The organism is Sphingobium sp. KCTC 72723, from assembly GCF_014280435.1.
Lineage (GTDB): Bacteria > Pseudomonadota > Alphaproteobacteria > Sphingomonadales > Sphingomonadaceae > Sphingobium.
Window position 1 is genome coordinate 2641124 of sequence record NZ_CP060388.1, and the last position, 17094, is coordinate 2658217.

At 61.4% G+C, this 17094-nt stretch carries 19 protein-coding genes; 3 read left to right on the forward strand and 16 right to left on the reverse strand.

Annotation, left to right across the window (positions count from 1 at the left end; all coding sequences use genetic code 11):
- Positions 1-62: 62 nt before the first annotated feature.
- From SPBM01_RS13045 to SPBM01_RS13120, 16 genes are all read right to left on the reverse strand, one after another.
- On the reverse strand, positions 63-659 hold the full coding sequence (locus SPBM01_RS13045; protein ID WP_188062213.1) for a S26 family signal peptidase: 597 nt from the start codon (positions 657-659) through the stop codon (positions 63-65).
- Entirely contained in the window at positions 631-1362 is a 732-nt protein-coding gene (locus SPBM01_RS13050) for a type-F conjugative transfer system pilin assembly protein TrbC (protein WP_262504158.1), read from the reverse strand. Before SPBM01_RS13050 ends, SPBM01_RS13045 begins: the two co-directional genes overlap by 29 nt.
- Positions 1363-1474: 112 nt before the next feature.
- The gene (traN, locus tag SPBM01_RS13055) at positions 1475-2578 is read right to left on the reverse strand and encodes a conjugal transfer protein TraN (protein WP_188062215.1); all 1104 of its coding nucleotides are present in this window, start codon (positions 2576-2578) and stop codon (positions 1475-1477) included.
- Positions 2578-4509, reverse strand: coding sequence for a hypothetical protein (locus SPBM01_RS13060; protein ID WP_188062216.1), 1932 nt, complete (start codon positions 4507-4509; stop codon positions 2578-2580). Before SPBM01_RS13060 ends, traN begins: the two co-directional genes overlap by 1 nt.
- Before the next feature lie 247 nt (positions 4510-4756).
- On the reverse strand, positions 4757-5773 hold the full coding sequence (locus SPBM01_RS13065; protein WP_188062217.1) for a TraU family protein: 1017 nt from the start codon (positions 5771-5773) through the stop codon (positions 4757-4759).
- Positions 5770-6366: a conjugal transfer protein TraW gene (locus SPBM01_RS13070; RefSeq protein WP_188065714.1), complete on the reverse strand. Its 597-nt coding sequence runs from the start codon at positions 6364-6366 to the stop codon at positions 5770-5772. The genes SPBM01_RS13065 and SPBM01_RS13070 overlap by 4 nt, the downstream gene beginning before the upstream one ends.
- 50 nt (positions 6367-6416) lie before the next feature.
- Positions 6417-6683: a hypothetical protein gene (locus SPBM01_RS13075; RefSeq protein ID WP_223177693.1), complete on the reverse strand. Its 267-nt coding sequence runs from the start codon at positions 6681-6683 to the stop codon at positions 6417-6419.
- Positions 6680-7039 carry a hypothetical protein gene (locus SPBM01_RS13080; RefSeq protein ID WP_188062219.1) on the reverse strand — a complete coding sequence of 120 codons (360 nt, stop codon included), beginning with the start codon at positions 7037-7039 and terminating at the stop codon, positions 6680-6682. Before SPBM01_RS13080 ends, SPBM01_RS13075 begins: the two co-directional genes overlap by 4 nt.
- Positions 7039-9558: a TraC family protein gene (locus SPBM01_RS13085; RefSeq protein WP_188062220.1), complete on the reverse strand. Its 2520-nt coding sequence runs from the start codon at positions 9556-9558 to the stop codon at positions 7039-7041. Before SPBM01_RS13085 ends, SPBM01_RS13080 begins: the two co-directional genes overlap by 1 nt.
- On the reverse strand, positions 9555-10220 hold the full coding sequence (locus tag SPBM01_RS13090) for a TraV family lipoprotein (RefSeq protein ID WP_188062221.1): 666 nt from the start codon (positions 10218-10220) through the stop codon (positions 9555-9557). Before SPBM01_RS13090 ends, SPBM01_RS13085 begins: the two co-directional genes overlap by 4 nt.
- On the reverse strand, positions 10220-11470 hold the full coding sequence (locus SPBM01_RS13095) for a TraB/VirB10 family protein (protein ID WP_410483058.1): 1251 nt from the start codon (positions 11468-11470) through the stop codon (positions 10220-10222). Before SPBM01_RS13095 ends, SPBM01_RS13090 begins: the two co-directional genes overlap by 1 nt.
- A gap of 95 nt (positions 11471-11565) precedes the next feature.
- On the reverse strand, positions 11566-12363 hold the full coding sequence (locus SPBM01_RS13100; protein WP_188062223.1) for a type-F conjugative transfer system secretin TraK: 798 nt from the start codon (positions 12361-12363) through the stop codon (positions 11566-11568).
- On the reverse strand, positions 12347-12985 hold the full coding sequence (locus SPBM01_RS13105; protein ID WP_188062224.1) for a TraE/TraK family type IV conjugative transfer system protein: 639 nt from the start codon (positions 12983-12985) through the stop codon (positions 12347-12349). Before SPBM01_RS13105 ends, SPBM01_RS13100 begins: the two co-directional genes overlap by 17 nt.
- A 12-nt stretch (positions 12986-12997) precedes the next feature.
- Entirely contained in the window at positions 12998-13264 is a 267-nt protein-coding gene (locus SPBM01_RS13110) for a type IV conjugative transfer system protein TraL (protein ID WP_188062225.1), read from the reverse strand.
- A 120-nt stretch (positions 13265-13384) separates the two neighbouring features.
- Positions 13385-13702 (reverse strand): hypothetical protein, encoded by a 318-nt coding sequence (locus SPBM01_RS13115; RefSeq protein WP_188062226.1) that lies wholly within the window; start codon positions 13700-13702, stop codon positions 13385-13387.
- A 174-nt stretch (positions 13703-13876) separates the two neighbouring features.
- The gene (locus SPBM01_RS13120; RefSeq protein ID WP_188062227.1) at positions 13877-14677 is read right to left on the reverse strand and encodes a DsbC family protein; all 801 of its coding nucleotides are present in this window, start codon (positions 14675-14677) and stop codon (positions 13877-13879) included.
- Between the two features lie 585 nt (positions 14678-15262).
- On the opposite strand from SPBM01_RS13120, the gene SPBM01_RS13125 reads away from it, so the two are divergent.
- The 3 genes from SPBM01_RS13125 (at position 15263) to SPBM01_RS13135 (ending at position 16953) form a co-directional block, all read left to right on the forward strand.
- Entirely contained in the window at positions 15263-15682 is a 420-nt protein-coding gene (locus SPBM01_RS13125) for a hypothetical protein (protein WP_188062228.1), read from the forward strand.
- Between the two features lie 210 nt (positions 15683-15892).
- Positions 15893-16315: a helix-turn-helix domain-containing protein gene (locus SPBM01_RS13130; protein ID WP_188062229.1), complete on the forward strand. Its 423-nt coding sequence runs from the start codon at positions 15893-15895 to the stop codon at positions 16313-16315.
- Between the two features lie 8 nt (positions 16316-16323).
- The gene (locus SPBM01_RS13135) at positions 16324-16953 is read left to right on the forward strand and encodes a GntR family transcriptional regulator (protein ID WP_188062230.1); all 630 of its coding nucleotides are present in this window, start codon (positions 16324-16326) and stop codon (positions 16951-16953) included.
- Positions 16954-17094 lie beyond the last annotated feature (141 nt).

Consider the following 17094-nt stretch of genomic DNA (forward strand, 5'->3'; position numbering starts at 1 on the left):
CTGTGCATATACAGGTTGGGGCAGCAAAAGAGCGGCCCACAAGGCGGCCGTGACAGGGCGCATCATAGCAGCTTCTCCATTCGGATAAGGCGCGAGATGGCTACCGGACCATAATAACGGCTGTCGAACCCGCTCGCATGGGCTGAACCGACATAGATATGCCCTGCAGCGATGCGCTGCGCGTCCGGTGTCCAGTGGCTAAGCCGCTGGCCATCATGCCCCACCGCCTTGCTGATGCCGAGCAGATGTCCATTGCAATAATAGCGGCCATCCCATGCGCCCGGCGTTATTGAAGACGTCTCGACGATCTCTATCCGGTCACCGGGAAAACAGAGTGCATATTTGGTGACATCGACCGGCGCGGGTCCGGCCAGCGGATGGACGAGTTTGAACGAAACCAGATCGCCGCGGTGGATAGGCCCCGGCGCTTTGCGCACCACCCAGGCGTCGATCGAAGGCGACATGATGAGCGTTAGGTGCGGGAGCCCCCATGCGGTGACGGCCGCAATCGGGAGAATGATCGCGCAAGCTTTGACCAGCTGGAGGGGGCGGCCCGGTTCATCAGATCGCGCCGCTCCCAGCGCTAGCGCGGCCTCCTTTGGCAGCGCGCGCAGCCGTGGCGCGATACCTCTAGCGGTGTTCCAGGCGAGCCTGAACATCGGCGACCTCCCTGGCTCCGCCCAGACGGGCATATTCTTCCAGCAATCCCGACAGTGCCGCATCGCCATAGATGATGTGCTGGCTTTGCGGGCTGCTCTCCTCGCGTTCACAATAGGGCTGGGTCGGATCGGCAGGGATCAGACCCAGCGCGGGTACGCGTACGATCCCGTGCTGGCGGAACACCAACGGATCGACGATGATCTGCACATTGCGCATCGCGCAGGCCGGGCCTTGGCAGCCCGGGTCGATCCGTAATATCTGCGCGCTCAGCTTTGCCATCGGCGCGACCTGCGACAGTCCGCCGGGCATGCCGCGAAAGGCGATCACACCGCCGACGCGCTCAAGCTGGGCAGCATAGGAACGTAATATCGCAACAGGCATGGAGGATGAGGCAAAAAGCAGCGCAGTCCTGCCTGATTGTGCGGGCGGCGCTATGACAGCTCCTACCGCCTGCATGTCCGGCGCTTCGAGGCCCAAGGCCTGTGCCAGGCGTTTTGCGGCAATTTCGCGTTCGGCAGCTAAGCCTGTCTTGCCTTTGTCGAGAGCCGCGCGCGCCCGTGCATCCATGACCGGCGATGCGCCATGTTTTCGTAACCCCTCAAATGCCCGCCGCCGCTGTTCATCGGGAAGTGCGGGAAGTTGTGTCGGCCCGGCGGTGGTATCGGGCTTGCGTCTGGCGATACTCTCCTTCAGCCGGTCCATGGCAACAGCGCCTTGCGCTTGCGCCTGGTCGCGCGCGTTTGGCGTGGATGGTAAATCCTGCCCGATAGCGGGCATAGCGATCAGCATCAGTCCCGCCGCGCTCCAGGCGCGTTCAGGGATTGACCGTCTGCAGATACGCATCGATCCTGTCCTCCATATCGATCTGAATATCGCTCTGTGCGCGCGCCTCGATGTCGGCATAATAGTCCGACAGATCCATCCGCGAGAAATCGAGCGCCTGAAATTCCTGGGGGGTAAAGCCCCGGCAATAGGGTTGTTTTGCGGTTCCCCAGCCCAGCGCATTAAAGCTTTTAAGCTGAGGTCGGCCCTGTTCCTGAATGATCCGGCCAAGCTTGCTGTTGAAGCAGCAATGCCCTTTGGCCTTCTGCACGCAGACGCCAAGGATGCTGGAGGCGCAATAGGTGCCGACCTCATGGCACATGCCTGAGCCCCTTAGCATGCCCACTTCCATATCCTGTTGGTCACAGCCCGAGAGCAGGAAATCCATCATGACATTGATGGCAAGGCTGATCGCGATCGAGGTGGGATCAATGCCGATGATGATTGCATTGGCCCCGGCGCTGGCCGCCTGACTGGCTGACGCCCCTGCCTTGAACGCGGTATAGGCCGCTTTCATGCCGGTCCAGACGCCTTTGGCGACGGCGATCTTGGTGCCGATCGAAGAGAGGGACGATCCCATGCCGTCCTTGACGATCTTACCCTGATCTTTGCAGCAATTGGAAAAGCTGGTGTTGAGGCCGGCGGGACGGCAGCGCACAGCACGGCCCGAAAATATCTCGATCGTACCCATGCAATTGCCGTGGGCATCGACAACACCGTCATTTGACGCGCCAGGATCATCGACCAGCGGCTCCTCAACCACCACCGCTCCGCCGACAACGGGCGTGCAGGCATGGGGCGAACAGGCGGGCGTTCCGCCATTGACCGGCGTGCGGCAGGCATATTGGTTTCCCAGCGGACAGCTATAGGTGCCGCCGGCATCCTCGACACAGCTTGCCTGCTGAATGGGGCATAGCGCGCCACTACCCGTCGCTTCGTCGCATATTGCGGTTTCACCCGGATCAGCGGCATCGCCATTGCCATTGCGGTCGGCCGCGCAAAGCTGTTGGGCAGTCGCCGCGGACGGAGTAGCAAACAGGCTGGCGGTCATCACCCATGCGGCGATAGCGAGCCCGGCAGGAAGAGTGACGCGCATCACCGGGCTTCCGCTCTGCAGACAAGGTCGGCACCAGACAGACGAACCGTCTGCATCATGACGACGGCCTCGGGAAAATCATCGAGGCAGCCACAGGCCGAGATCAGTTCTTCGCCTTCGCCCAGCGGACAGGCGTTGTTAGTTGTGCAACTATGAAAATAGATGTCCCACCCGGCCGGATCATTCTGTCGGGCGCCCACGATCCCGTCGACTGCGACATCGCTATTGGCTTTGGGCGCGCGGGTCTTGCAGATGGGTTCGCACGTAGCGACCGATCCCCGGTCGGGCATGGTGAAGGGCCGGGTCGATGTGGCGACCGTCCCATCAGCGGCAATCGTGCGATCGGCGAGCAGAGTCTCGGTGGAATGGTCGAGGATATAGGCGCCACGGGTGAGATCGGGCTGCGTCGCGCTGCCCAAATCGACCGTGCAGGCATAGCGTCGGCTGCGCTCGAAAAAGTCGCGCATATATTGGACGCTGCAGGCACCGGTACCAAACAGCCTGGTTGAGGGCAGGGGTTTAAGACCGGTGTTGACGCCGTTGCGCAAGGTCGTGACGCCATCGACCGTCTCGCTGGCAAGATAGCATGCCGGATCGGCGGCATAGCCTGAGCACAGGTCCACCAACCTTTCGCTGATCTCGCAGGCAGTATCCACCTGAACTTCGAGCGTGACATAGCCCCAATTGCCCTCGCCGCCGCCGCGCACGCGTGCGCCCACGATCATGGCCCCTGCCTTAAGCTGAGCGGTCACATCGATGGTGGTATGCTCAACCCAGGGATCGTCGCTGATCCGGCAGTCGCCGGACGGCAGCGCCTCGCCCGGCCAGGGTCGCTTACCGGCAGAACCGATAATCTGGCCATTGACCCGCGCCTGCACCCAGTCGTCCGCGCCCATTTCGACGATGCGCGCCGACAGGATCCGGTCAGGCGCGATGGGGTCGAAGGTGGCGCTATGGATGGGCGGAATATTGCCGCAATTTCCCGGTCCCCGGATCTGGTAGCGGCGGCATCCCACGCCGCAACTGGTCACCGACGCAATCGAGCCGCCAACGCCCATAATGTCGTCATAGTCCCAGGACTTGACCGCAATGTCGCGGGTGATCGTGCAGACGCGGATTTCCTGGGCCTTGCCGCTGCCGATCGCGGAACCGGCAAGCGCCTGAAACAGGCTGCTGGCTTTTGCTGTATTATAGGCGTCGCCCTGTATCGCGGCAGGATCGCTCCGATAGGCGGTGGCGGTGACCGACGGATTGGCGGTGCAGGCGGTCATCTGCGCGCCGGTATATCGGATGACCGGGCCGTCGATTTGTGCCTGGGCGATGCCTATGCGCGGATCGGCGGTGGTGAGCGCGCCTACCACCCCGCCGCCCAGATCCTTCAGGACCGAAGCCATATTGCCCCAGACCAGATTGTCGCCGCAGCTATTATTGACGCAATAGCAGCCTGCCAGTGCGGTGAGCTCGACCTGGGCCAGCCTGATCTCGCCAGCGCCGCCAACGGTCCACTGGAAATTGCGACACTGGTCCCAGCTTGCCTGATTGCAGGCAATGACGCCGTTGGCGCAGATGCCTGAAATCGGCACGGGCACATTGAGCGTCTCGTCAAACGTACCGTCCAGATCCTTGTCGCGCGCCAGGCGCAGGGTCGTGATATCGCCACCGGGTCCAGGCTGTGCCAATATTTCCAGCGCCGTTGCCGATTTCTGGCAGGCAAGATTGGATGTGAACTGCTGGCTATTGTCGATGGTGGCGATCGGCTGTCCACCAATGCCTGGGGTCAGATAGTGGTTCTGCAACGCATCGCTGTCGCTGCTCTTGTTGCGGGAGGCTTGCGCGGCGGTGCGTGCCCGCTCCTCCATCGTCTGTGCCAGAACATTGCTGGTAAGGCAGGCTAGAGCACAACCGCCAGCGAGGATCAGGCCCCGCTTCATGGGCACACCTTTAAGCAGGCCCAAATAAGGTGGGTGGTCAGCACGGTCGCTGCGACGACAGGACGGAGAGGGGCATTGTCTTTTATCGCATGGGGTTTTGCGGCCGTGCTGACCATAGGTGGAGCGACAACGTCGGGGCACGACGCCATCGCTCCGTCCTCGCACCGTGCGGGACCGCAACCACGGCTGTGGCGGGCAGGCGCGGAACAAGCCCGCACCGGTGCGAGGGAGGGAAATAGAAGACTGCTCATGGGGTCGAGATCCCGGCGCAGCAGATGATCTTCTCAAACAGCATGAACTGGGCATTGTCTTTACCCGGCGCATGTTTGGCGCTCGACCAGAGCGCGCCGGGACGCCCGATGTTGACGCATTTGCCGCCCTTGACCGGCTCCATCAGCTGCAGCTTGTAGCGGCTCTTGGTCCAGATCGGCTGCGGTTTGAACGAACAGCCATCAGGCGACGAGATGGTCAGCGCGCCAAGCCGCCCCATCATGAAGGTACCGCGTGCGGCTAATCCCGCCCAGGCCTCGACACTGTCATCGAAATGGATGTCGCCTGCGATCGGATAGGTCGCGCCCCAGCTTCCCATGCACCAGAAGAGCGGATCGATGACCTTGCCCGCTGCCGCCGCGGCGCTGTCGGCCATGCAGGCAAGGCCCGCTGCGGGGTTGCCGAACAAGATGCCTTCAGGTTGAATGATCGCGCCAAGCGTGCCTGACTGCCAGGTTGGCAGGACCTCGGTAATCATCGCGACGTCGAACCCGTCATCTTCGATGCAGGGCAGGTCGGTGAACATGTTGAGCATCTTCCAGACCGGCGCGATATAATAGTGCATCTGCGCGAACATCTTGCGACTATTGGTGCCGTCGGCGATTGAGGACTGGCTGCCCTGGAGCTTGCCACCGGTCGGCATGAGATCGGCACCCAGCGCCATCATGCAGCCTGGTTCGGTCACGACATCGACCATGCGATTGGGAGACCAGAAGCTGACCTTCACCCCAAACCAGAAGCTGGCCCCCTTTCGGCAGGCGCATAAAGGTTTGGAGGCCGACTGGGCATCGAGTGCTTTGTCAAGTTTGTCAAAACTGCCGACCCGGACGCCGCCGATGGTCATCGGGAAGATGCAGTTCCAGCGAACCTTGGTTACGGGATTGAAGATCGTGCCTGCCTCGCATTTGGAGGCGAGGGCCGGTGTCGTTGGCGAAATCAGGGCAATCGTCATGCCGATCGCGGCCGAACGCAAAAGGGTGCGGGCGCGGATCATCGGCTTGCCTTTGCGCCAGCACGAGGATCAACCCGCACTTCCCGCAGTTCAAGGCGCTGCCCCATCTGGCGCACAATGACCGGCGCGTGGGTGATGCCGAGCCGCTCTTTCACCCGATCCTCCAGGATGAACAGCGCGCGGCCATGCCGCTCCCCCAGCTTAATCGCGTCCGCATCGCCAGCACTGCCCGACGCGAGCAGGATGAAATCGGTCAGCGCGGCATGATCGAGGGCCCATGGAAGGTCGCGCGGGGTGACGATCACCAGTCTTTGGGGCAGCGACACATAGGTCAGCGGGTTGAAGGTGAACCCTTTGGGATAGAGTAATCTGCCATCGGGAAGGCGGATCTCCCGATCGAGAGTGTAGAAGGGCACGACGAAGCGCGTACGATCCTGGGTCGTCTGAGCCAGAGAGGCGGACTGCATCGCCGACCAACCGGAACGCGGCCCGAAGCTGGCTGCCATATTGGCAGGCTGGCGCGCGGCCCGGGCTTCAATTTCCGCAAGTGCATCAGCCTCGGCGATAGGCCAGGTCCGTCCGATCGTAGCGCTATTGGCCAGTGCCGCGGCAGGGACAGCCGTTGCAAGTAGCATGGTCGTCGCCCGGCAGCGCGCTCGGCCAGCGGAATCAGACATTATGCGCTTCATCGCCCTGCCTCCCGCATGGCGGCGGTGGCGTGGCCGCGCCGGGGTCGCCAGACCTCTCCATCACCACCGCTTCCACCATGAACAGCGCTTGCAAAAGCGACCAGGGCAAGCATCGCGGTGCCGCCCAAGATAAGCCGGAGCGGCATATCGATGATGCTTGTCGACCAAGCGAGGAGCCCTGCCTCAATGATGAGCAGCAAATGCGCGCCGATCATCAACCGGATCGCGGTCTGGCAGGGCCGGGGCGAGAATATCCCGTTCATGGCCGCCGCCATGGGAGGATCGCATCGCTGCGCCGTGACCGCCATTGGCGGGTCCTGGACAAAAGCTTGCCCATTAAGCCGGTCAGCAAAATGAGCAGGATGCCCGTACTCAGGCACGTCGCACCAATCAAAAGCGCGCCGCGCGCAATGATCGCGGTGGGCTGGTGGAGAACCAGCCCGGTGACGATCACCATCGTGGTGAGAAGCACGGTTTCCACGATCATCAGCCGGAACCGCCAGCGTACCGCCTCAGCCTCGGCGCGGATCGCAACCCGCGCCTCGATCATGCGCTCGATCTCGGCATCCTTGCCAAATCCGAGCGGCAATTGGTCTGGATGGGGGGCTGTCCGGCGCATCAGACAATCTCCTCGCCGGATCGGGAAGGCAATATCTGCGCCGGATCGACGCCTGCCAGTTCGCACACGGCTTCCAACGGACTGCGCCCCGCCCGGATCAATGCGTCGAATGCGGCCACCTCATTGGGGGCTGACGTATTGATCCAGTAGGAGAAGGGATCGACCACGAGGCGGGCCACGCCAAGGCCCAGCGGGGAGTCGATGAAGACCTCGCTATAATGGGGCTTGTTGTTGCGGACCGACTTCAACAGATCGAGCACGAACTCGGAATAATCGAGTATCTTATTCTCTACCGCCTGGGCATAGGTCGATCCCTGCAGCAGGAAACGGGTGGCGGCATTTTCCAGGATCACCTGGCCCGTGCCACCAAAGAGCAGCAGGTCATTGAGCGACTGGAGCACCACTCCGAAACTGCCCTGATATTTGCGCGCTCGCCTGTAGCCCTGGCCGAACGCTTCGGCGAGCCGGGAGAGATCCTGGCCTTCGCTCCGCGTCATGAACTGGGCGGCTTCATCGCACAGGACAAAGCGGGGCCGGTCGCGTGCCGAAAGGTAGAGCTCCTGCGTGACTGCATTCACCACCACCATCACGATGACGTTGAACAGGTCCGGCATGGATTTGAGCCGTTCGAGCTCCAGCACGACAAATTCGTCGTGGCTGATGTCGAAGGTGGACGGCCCGTTGAAAAAATGGCCGTACGCGCCTTCGCTGCCAAAATCGCGCAGATTGAAGGCAAGCTCGCGCGCTACGGGAACCAGATGATCGACCCGGTCGAGATCGGAAGTCGCAAATTGCGGATAGGCGCCAAGCCATGCGCGGACCGCATCAATGCCTTCCTCGGCATGGCCTTCATCAATCGTCCACTGGACCGCAGATTTGAGCAGATTCCATTCCGAGGTCGAGACGCCCTTGCGGGTAGCGGCATTGGCCATTTCTGCGACGATGGCGACCGCCATGGAAATGGCCGACTGGCGGTCGTCGCCATCGAGCGCAAACCCCATGTCGAAGGGATTGAGAACCAGGCGCTCCTCGCCAATGTCGATATAGCGTCCTGAGCAGAGCGTGCAGAGTTTGCGATAGCTCCCGCCGATATCGATGATGCGGATGAGCGCGCCTTGGGCATAATATTGCTGGCACAGATTATTAAGCAGGAAGCTCTTGCCCGCGCCGCTTTCGGCCGAAACGATGAAATTATAATTGTTGATGCGCGGATCGAACAGGTCGAGCGTGATAAGCTGGCCCTTGCGCCCCGTGTAGAGCAGCGCCGGGCGCCCGCCACCGCGAAAGTCACTCTGCACCGGGGCCAGGAGCACCGCGGCTTTGACCGGCATGCGAAAGTCGCGTTCCAGCAGGCGCATCATGCGTTTCTCCGGATAAAGCCCAAAGGGCAGGCTCATCGGCAGCAGGACCGGATTGAGATAGCTCTCCTCCTGCATCATCCAGGGAAGCGGTTCGCTCTCCCACAGGCGCTTGGCGCGTGCCGCCATTTCGCGCGCCTGGGCGCTGTCGCGACCAAACACCCAGACCATCGGGATGACCGAGAGGAAGCGACTATTACCTGCTTCGTCCAGCACCCAGCCAATTTCCTCGATCTGCTTGCCGACCTCGACCGCGAAACTGCCTGCGGCCTTTTGTGCAGACAAAATCTGGGCGCGTTTGTGAATTTCAAACTGGCTATGATCAAAGAGGATGTTGAGCGTGATGAGGAAGGGACCACCAATCTGATCGCTATCTTCGGCAGCTCCGCGCATGCCGCCCAGGAGCCGGTTGGCGCGCTCTGCGGTGATACGTCGCGCGGGGGCCCGCGGCGTCAGGCAGCGCGCGACCTGGCGCCCCAGAAAGACCTCCGACCCGTCGAACAGCAGATCGGGTCCGGCATCGATGATCTGCTTGCGGATAGGTGGAGCGGGATGACCATTGCTGCCATCGGCAAATATGCCAGGTGCAGTCGCGAAGAGACCGTTGAATATCCTGCGATAGAAGCGCACCAGTTCTTCTGGCGGCAACCTGCGGATGCCAAGCTTGGACAGCTGCTCTTCGACCTGCCGTCGCAGATCCGAGCCCAGTTTCACCCGCGTCTTGATCGAGAGAAATAGCTGAAAATTACGGACGGGAATGCCATGCAGCGCGTCCAACCCCTGGGTACCGGCGCGCATATAATCGGCGGTGCGCTGCGCTGAGGCCTGGATCAGGGGATCGGGCCGGGTCTTCAGGTCCAGAAATGCGTCAAGCGCGTCATCGATCAGCGGATCGGCAAAGCCGTGGAGCTGAAGAACCGTGCCATCGGGAAAATGGACGTTGAGCAAACCCAGCAGCGCCTGATGGACATGGGCAAACATATAGGCCGATGGCACAAGTTCCCAGGCGTGGCCCCAGCCATCATCGATGCACAGGAATGCTTCTTCCTGCGCGTCCCAGGCGACCATCGGCAGAAAGTCGGAATAGGCGTCGCGCGCAACCGCGCGGTGCAACGCCGAGATGGTGAGGCCGCCGCCATGGCGCGCATCAAGCGGGCTCATTGCTGTGTCTCCACAGGCAAAGCAGGCACGGCGGCAGGTTCGCCTTGGCTGGCGCGATCAACTGAAGGCCGCTCGCGTATCTGTTCTAATATGGGGACGCGGGCTGCAGGCTGGACGGGATTGACGAGATAATCGCCGACCACCCATTGGGGTCGTTCGAGAATGGCATAGACATAGCGCGGCATGTAGAGCCGGTCGGGCCGCTCGCGGTCGGCATAGGGCAGGATCAACGTGCGGACCGTGCGCCCTGGCCGGAGCATCGGCGTAACTGGCGCGTCGACCAGACCCTGGAGCTCTCGATACACGCTGTCGCGATAGCCGTAGAAGGGAGCAGGGCCGCTGTTTCTGCGCTTGCCCGCACCGCTGTTGGCAGGACTATAGGCTTTGTCACGCAGCAGTGCCTTGTCGTTGGTCACTGCCGGGTCGGAGCGCGACGGCACATCGGCGACCGCGTCGGCATAGGCTTTGTCCGGGTGGATGCATTGGCCATGGTCGCTATTCTTGCAGCTGAACTTTTCGCTATAGGGCGACATTAGCGAGCCGACAGTTGTGCAGGCGGGCAGCAGCAACACTGCGCCAGCCAGGAGGATGCTGCGTCCGCGGTATCCCGACGCAAAAGGCAGTGGCGGCGTGGTCCTCTTATTTTCGCTAAGGATCGACATCAGAATTTGCTCCCCGCTGTGGGTTTGATTTCGAGGGTCACGCCCTCCTGGATGACGACCACCACATCCTTGGCTGCGCCGACCTCGACGATGGGGCCGGCCTGGCGGGCGAGATCGAGATAGAAGTCGGTGAGCTTATCGGAGGATTTGGAGAGGCCGCCTGCCAGCCCGCTTTTGGCGGCATCGCCCGCATCGAGCGATCGCACCGATCCGAGCGCCGAGGTCGAGAGATCGCCAAAGCTGGTCTCGACCGAACTGGCAAAGCCGCTGACGGTGCCGGCGATGAAGGTTCGCGCCAGCGCAGCGCCGGCGCGTGTCACGACTTTGCCTGACAGGCCCTTCTTGCCATCGGTATCGACGAAAAAGCCTTTGACGGGCATGTCGACCACCGAATGTTCGTCGAAATCGACGCAGGACAGCGAGACCAGCTGAACCTCGACCCGTTCCTTAGCGAGGCTGCCCGTCGCATTGCCGATGACGAAGCAGCCGGCCAGATTAGCTTTGACATCATTGGGCAGGACCGCGGGGGCCTGGACGCGGGCGATCAGCGGTTCCGGATTGGATGTCGCGTCGCGGCTCGCCAGCGCGTCGATACCGGTGAGCAGTCGCGCCTTCATGAAACCAGGCGGCAAATAAATCGTCCGGGTCTTTTTTCGCGATGCCGACGGCGTCCCCTCCTTTCCCGCTACGGCCGAAAGGGTGGCGGTCGCCGCGCCGATCGCGCCGACGGTCTTTTCCACCGGTGGCGCTGGAGGTGCCGGCGGTGCGATCGGTGGGGCAGGAGGCGGAATATCGCCCAGCGCGCTGTTCAGTTCGGCATTGTCCGGAGGGTCTGGAAAAGCGGGTGCGCTGCCTGGCAAGGCGGAGGGGAGGTCTTCGCCGTCCGACAAAGAGCCCGGTGGCTTGCTGCCGGGCATGACCTTGCCCTCTTCAATCGCGGTGATGCGATCGCCAAGCAATGTCTGGCCGTCGAGGATCTTGCGGACATCGCCGCGCAGCTTGGTTTCGAGGCTGTCTCCGCGCAGGCCTGCACCCATATCAAGCTTGGAGGCAGCAGGGATGACCGGCTGATCAGCCGATGAACTGCCAGAAGCGGTGTATAGGCCATAGCCGAGCACCGCGACAGTGGCGGCAAGGCCTGCCTGTTTGGCCCGCAGCTTCTGGCTCGCTGACATGGCGGCCCAATGGATCTTGAGGTCGAGCAGGGCTGGACCGCGAGAGATAGACGGGCCAGGTTCGGGGGGTGCGATCTGGGAGGCGTCTGTTTCGTAAGGCTTGTCGACTTCGCTGGCCTGCGGTTTGAATGGGGCAGCGCGGCTGCGGCTGCGCGGCGGAACTTTCTCGCTCACAGCCCCTCTCCCCGACGCACGATGATGACCCGCGCTGTTTCACCAGCCTTAAGATCCAGTCTGTCGGCGGTAACCGAGAATATCCGTGCGCCCAGTGCTGAATCGAGGAACAGCCGTTCATCCAGCAGAGTCTCTGTCGGCACCTCGACTCTATATTCCGATGCGGAAAGACCAGAGCCCTCGACCGCGACACGGCGTATTTCGTTGATGCGGGCGTCAGGCAGGGTGGCGACATGGATAGGACCGGCACGCGGCGCAACGGCGGAGAAGCTCGCCGGGATACGGTCCTGAAGCATGGCCAGCGTGATCGAGACGGTACGCTCTTCCTCGACCAGCGGCGCCAACAGCTCATCATTGGCGCGAGCCCGCTGGGCGCTGCCTGGCACGAGCGTGACGGTCTGGGCGGGTATATCCGATGGCTCGGCATAGAGCGGATAGATGGCGCCATTGCAGGTGACGAAGAATTCCGACGCCGTTGTCACGAAGCTACGCGTGACGGCGCCTGCGTCGTCGACCTCCTTTACCAGAAATTTGATCCAGGCGTCCGAACCGCCTTTCTCGACACTGATCGCTTTCTCCGCCGAGAATTTGACATCCTCGATTTCGCCGCCAACGCAGACCAGATGATTGACGTCGCGGTTGGAGAGGCGGATTGTGCTGGTCTGATCGGGCAGGGCGGTGATCGACTGTCCGAAGGCAGGCATAGCCATGACAAGAGCAAGGCAGCAGAGTGGCTTGCGAGGGAGCAGCGCGCAGGAGAGCGGCGCACGTAAGCCTTTACCCAAGTTCGGCATCGAATTTCTCCTCGGACAGGCGGGTGAGCCAGAAGCGGCCATTTTCGATGGCGTAGCCAATGCGCAGCGTGCCGCGGAATTTGCGGATGACGCCGCCGATGACACGAACCTTTTCGACCGGAACCATGATCTGGTTGTCGGTCCAGCTGACGGGCTGATCGGGCCGGATATAGGTGGCGATCGACAGGGTCGGATTGGTCGAGAGTTCGTCGAGCACCCCGTTCAGCGTGTCACGCATGCTTTCATAGGCGGAAGGGTGCACGATCGAGAGCAGTTCCTGGAACTGGCGATCAGCGGAGTAGGCCGAATAGGTGCCCGACAGAGTGACGATGTTACGCGTCATCGCGCGCAGATAGCCGCTCGATGGCGTGGAACCGGTCACATAGAGATCGCCGCTGGCGCCGAAGGGTACGACGACCGTGCGCCGGTTCTGGTCGCTGGAATAGACAACTGCGCCCAATACCGCGGTGATACCGAACAAGCCGACAATCGCAAATTTGAGCAGGCGGTTTTCTTCAAAGAGGTTCGAGGAACCCTGTAGATAGCGGTGAATGCCAAAGCTGGCAGACTTGCCGATCAGCGGATCGGGCGGAACACCGGCCTTGCGGGTAAAGAGCGACATTTGCCTTCTCCCTCACTCGTAGAAGCGGGTCTGGGTGGGCCCTGGATAATGGGGAAAGGCCAGCAGTCCCCAGCGCCAGGCGAGATGCGGCAGGAAACCGCGGGGTTTGGAGCGCTTCCAGGGGATGAAAAGGAGAAGGGCACCAACGAGCGACCAGCCGATCAGTCCGCCAACGATTAGTCCGACGAAGATGGTCGACAGGACCAGTATGAACTCGTCCGACCCGAACCAGAGAATCTGGACAGGCCGATGCAGATACTGGGGTAGACGTTCGTCCATGATACCCTTCTCCTCAGGCTTCGCTACCCGCTCGGCGGGGCGTTCTGAAAAGCCACCATTGGCTTTCCAGCTCGGAAGGCATGGCGTTCGGGCGAACGCCCGAAACCCGTGCCAATCAGGTCAGATGGTCATCCCGAAGGACTGGAGGATGCTGTCGGCCTTGATGAGGCAGACCGCCGCCACGATGGTCGGGATACCGATCATGATATTGGAAAACAGGCGCGATACGCCAAACAGGAATGCCGCAACGCCGCCGACAAAGCCCAGCGGTCCCTTGACGCCCTGGTTCACCACGATGTCGTAAATATCGTAGCCAAGGTCGCCGGCGGCGGGCGCGGAAAAAGCATGGGCGATACCGGTCATGGCGAGCAGCGCCACAAGGCCAGTCGCGCCATGGTCGGCAAGGGCAAGCGCGCGGTTGCGCGATAGGGTCATCATCTTGGGTCTCCATCGAAAAGGGAGCCGTCCGCAGCTACGCCTCGCCGGCGAATGATCTCGCTGGCATGCCAAAGGTCGCATGGGACAGCTCCATGAGCGCGCGACCGCCGGCATTCCGGTCCGCCTGTTCCCCCATGGGCGGGAGACAAGTGAGCCATGGCAGGATGAGAGGCATCACCGTTTTGCATCGGACGATGCCTTCGAAGGGGTTTTTCCTCGTGGCGTACCTTGTGGCGTATCGAGAAACGCCTCCAGCTGCGCCTGCTGGAACCCTGAAATGATCATGCCACTGGCGATCAGGGTGGGGGTCCCGCTCACGCCGATCTTGCGGACCAGCGCAGCGTCAGCCTCGACCTTGGCGCGTCCTTTGGCACAGGTCTCCAGCTTTGCAGGTTTCGCGCCATCATATATGGCTTTGAACGCAGCTGCCGGTTCAGGCGAGCAAAGGATATGCTCGGCCTTTGATGCGGCGTCCGGGTGAATGCCCGACACGAAGAAGATGAGGCGGCGCACCGGCTTCCCGTCGGCAGCCTTCGTCGCCCAGAAGCGGTCGAGCGCGCGGCAATAGGGACAGTCGGGATCGGTAAACTCGATGATTATGGGCGCAGTCTTCGGGCCAATCGCCAGCGCCTGCGCCGGATCGATCGCGGATAATTGCTTGCGCGCCCGGTTTTCCTGATCCAGCGCAGTGAGGTTGAGGCCATTGCGATCATAGATGGTCGCAAAGAGGATATGCTCGCTTTGCGGAGCATAATAGATAAGCCGACCACCCGCACTTGCCTGATAAATCGGCCCTGCGACCGGCGATGGCCCAAAATCCTCGAACTGGAGATTGGTGAAGGTCTGGCGCAGCTGTTTCTCAGCGGCTTTTGCAACAATGGCAAGGCTGGGTTCCGACGTCGCGTCCTGGGCCTGGCTGGGACCGGCAAGCGCGAAAATGGAGGCGAGGGCGGTGAGCGCAGGGGCGTATCTCATCGGGCCAGTTCCCCGTAACGCTGGGCCTGGGCCCGAAGGAGGCGTGCATCGATCCTGATCGATGCGCCGATCGGCAGAAGATCAGACGAGGTCGGGGATGCAGCCGGTTTGGGACGGATCACAAATTGCCCGTTCGCCTCTCCGATATCGAGATGCGCCAGGGGCGTAAGGGCCACCGGCATTTTCGCCGGGCGTGACCATCCGATTGATGGTGCCAGCAAGGCAGCCGATACCATCCCTGCCGCAACGGCAGGCCCAATTGCCAGTCTCATATAGGTCTCCTGTTGCGAAGGCTTTCAGCCCTTCGGTGCGACGCAAGATGACGGTCAGGCTTGGGCATTTCTCTGCCGCAGCAGCCTGAAATTCGTCGTCCGCATCGCGATGGCCATCAGTTGCGTCAGCTTTTTAAGGGTCGCAATGGGGAGGGCACTGAGATGCCGAAAGCGGCACTGAAGTGCCGAAATCGGCATCTCAGTGCCGCTTTTTGGGCAACCTTGAGAAAAAATTGGAGGTGAGCGACTTCAAATTCATGCTCGGTCGTCTTGATCAGGGGGTCATCCACCCGAATCGCAAAGGGCTTGAGGCATGACAGGGCATCGTTCGCGGACGTACCGGCTGCGCTTGTCGGAAGAGGGGACAGACCTTTTCCTTGCCCAGCACCACCGTCTCGCCCGGATCGCCAGGAGCTTCATTCCCTATGGCGCAACCCTGGGCGTTGCTGTGATGCTCATGGAAAAGGTGGAAACCGACGCGCTCGTAGCAGAGCTGGCAATGCCATCGCTCAAGCGTCTGGCAGGCAAATGCGAGCACTTCGTCGGGACAACGGCTGCGATCAATGACGCGACGGGCGCCATTCTCAATCGGCTCGAGGAATCGGATTTGATCGGTGTCCGTCTCTCTGCAGGGGCATTGCACAATCTGGCGATCGCGCTGATGGAAAGCTGCGAAGATCATGAGCTTGCCAATGCCTGGCAGCGCGTGCAGGCGCGCATCGAAAAGAAATAGCAGGGTCGACCGACAGCGAGAAATCTGATCCGATCAGGACAATTGCGGCACTGGACCGCCATGTCTGCCTATCCCGAGCGCGACGGTGCTATGGGGGAACCGATAGTCTCAAAATGGAAACGAATATATTTGACGCATTGCGTCATCCACGCGAATCTGTGGCCGTTGGAACGTGCATGGACGCTTTGAGACGCGATCAGGGAGGACCTGATGATCTCATCTCAAGGTGGCGCCTTTGAAGAGGGGGCGTCGATACTGGCCGAGGTCAAGTCGATCTCTGGTCGCCGCATTGAAGAACGGCGCAGGCGCCATCGTATAACCCAACAGCAACTTGCCGCCGATGTCGGGATCGGCGTGCGCTGGCTGCGCGAAATCGAGGCGGGCAACCCGAAGTCCCGTTTCGACGATCATGTCGCCTGCACGCACGCCCTTGGCCTTTCGGCGGCGCATCTCCTCATTCCCATGCTGTTTCTGGAGCATCATATGCACTTTCCACGCCATTTTTTCCTCGATGACATGTATGAGCTCGAAGCCCGCTGCATAGAATTCATATCTGGCCTGAGCCTGAGGACCTTTCTCCGCCCGACGGGTGGTGGGCAAAATGGTCCGCTAGACTCAGGCTCTGCAGCATAGGTGGCGCCATGGCGCCTGACGCCTATACGGCCGCCCGGGTTCACAGGGAGATTAAGCAGCTGATCATGGCAGGCAAGTTTCAGCCGGGCCTGCCATTGGTCGCCCACACCCTTGCCGAGAGGTTCGGGACCAGTATTTCCCCAGTCCGCGATGCTTTGAACCGGCTGGTCGGCGAGCGACTTGTCGACATGCAGGGCGGTGGGGGCTTCGCGATTCCGATGCTTAGCAGGCGCAGCGCCTTCCATCTCTATAGTTGGCATGCCGACATCGTTCGCCTGATCGTGAAGGTGATGATCCGTTTCGAGGAAATTGGCGCTCCGCCGGTTGCCCTTGTCAGCAAGAGCGCCGATGGTGCTGCCATCGCCGACGCTGCGGCCGAGTTCTTCGCGTTGCTGGCAGGCTGTTCACCCAATGGCGAGCATCTCGACGCCATCATCCAGGCGGGAGAGCGACTCGCCATCTTGCGGCTCCATGAGGGGGGGATCGGGCGGCAGGGTGAAGAACTCGCGACCCTCTGGAATGTCACCCGTTCGGGCAACAGAAATGCGACGCGTGTCGCGATGTGGCAATATCACCGTCGACGTCTGTTACACGCTGATGAGATTTCATTGGCTGCCACCAGAGGAGTGAGGATTTAGCAACAGCGCTAGATGAACGGCTTAACAAGCCGGAGACTAAACGACTGTGAGTCGATTGACGGATCAAGCTTATAAGCTCTCAGAATGGGAGCATATAAGATCGGATATATGTCATCTGCCGCCTACCATTATGGACGCCGC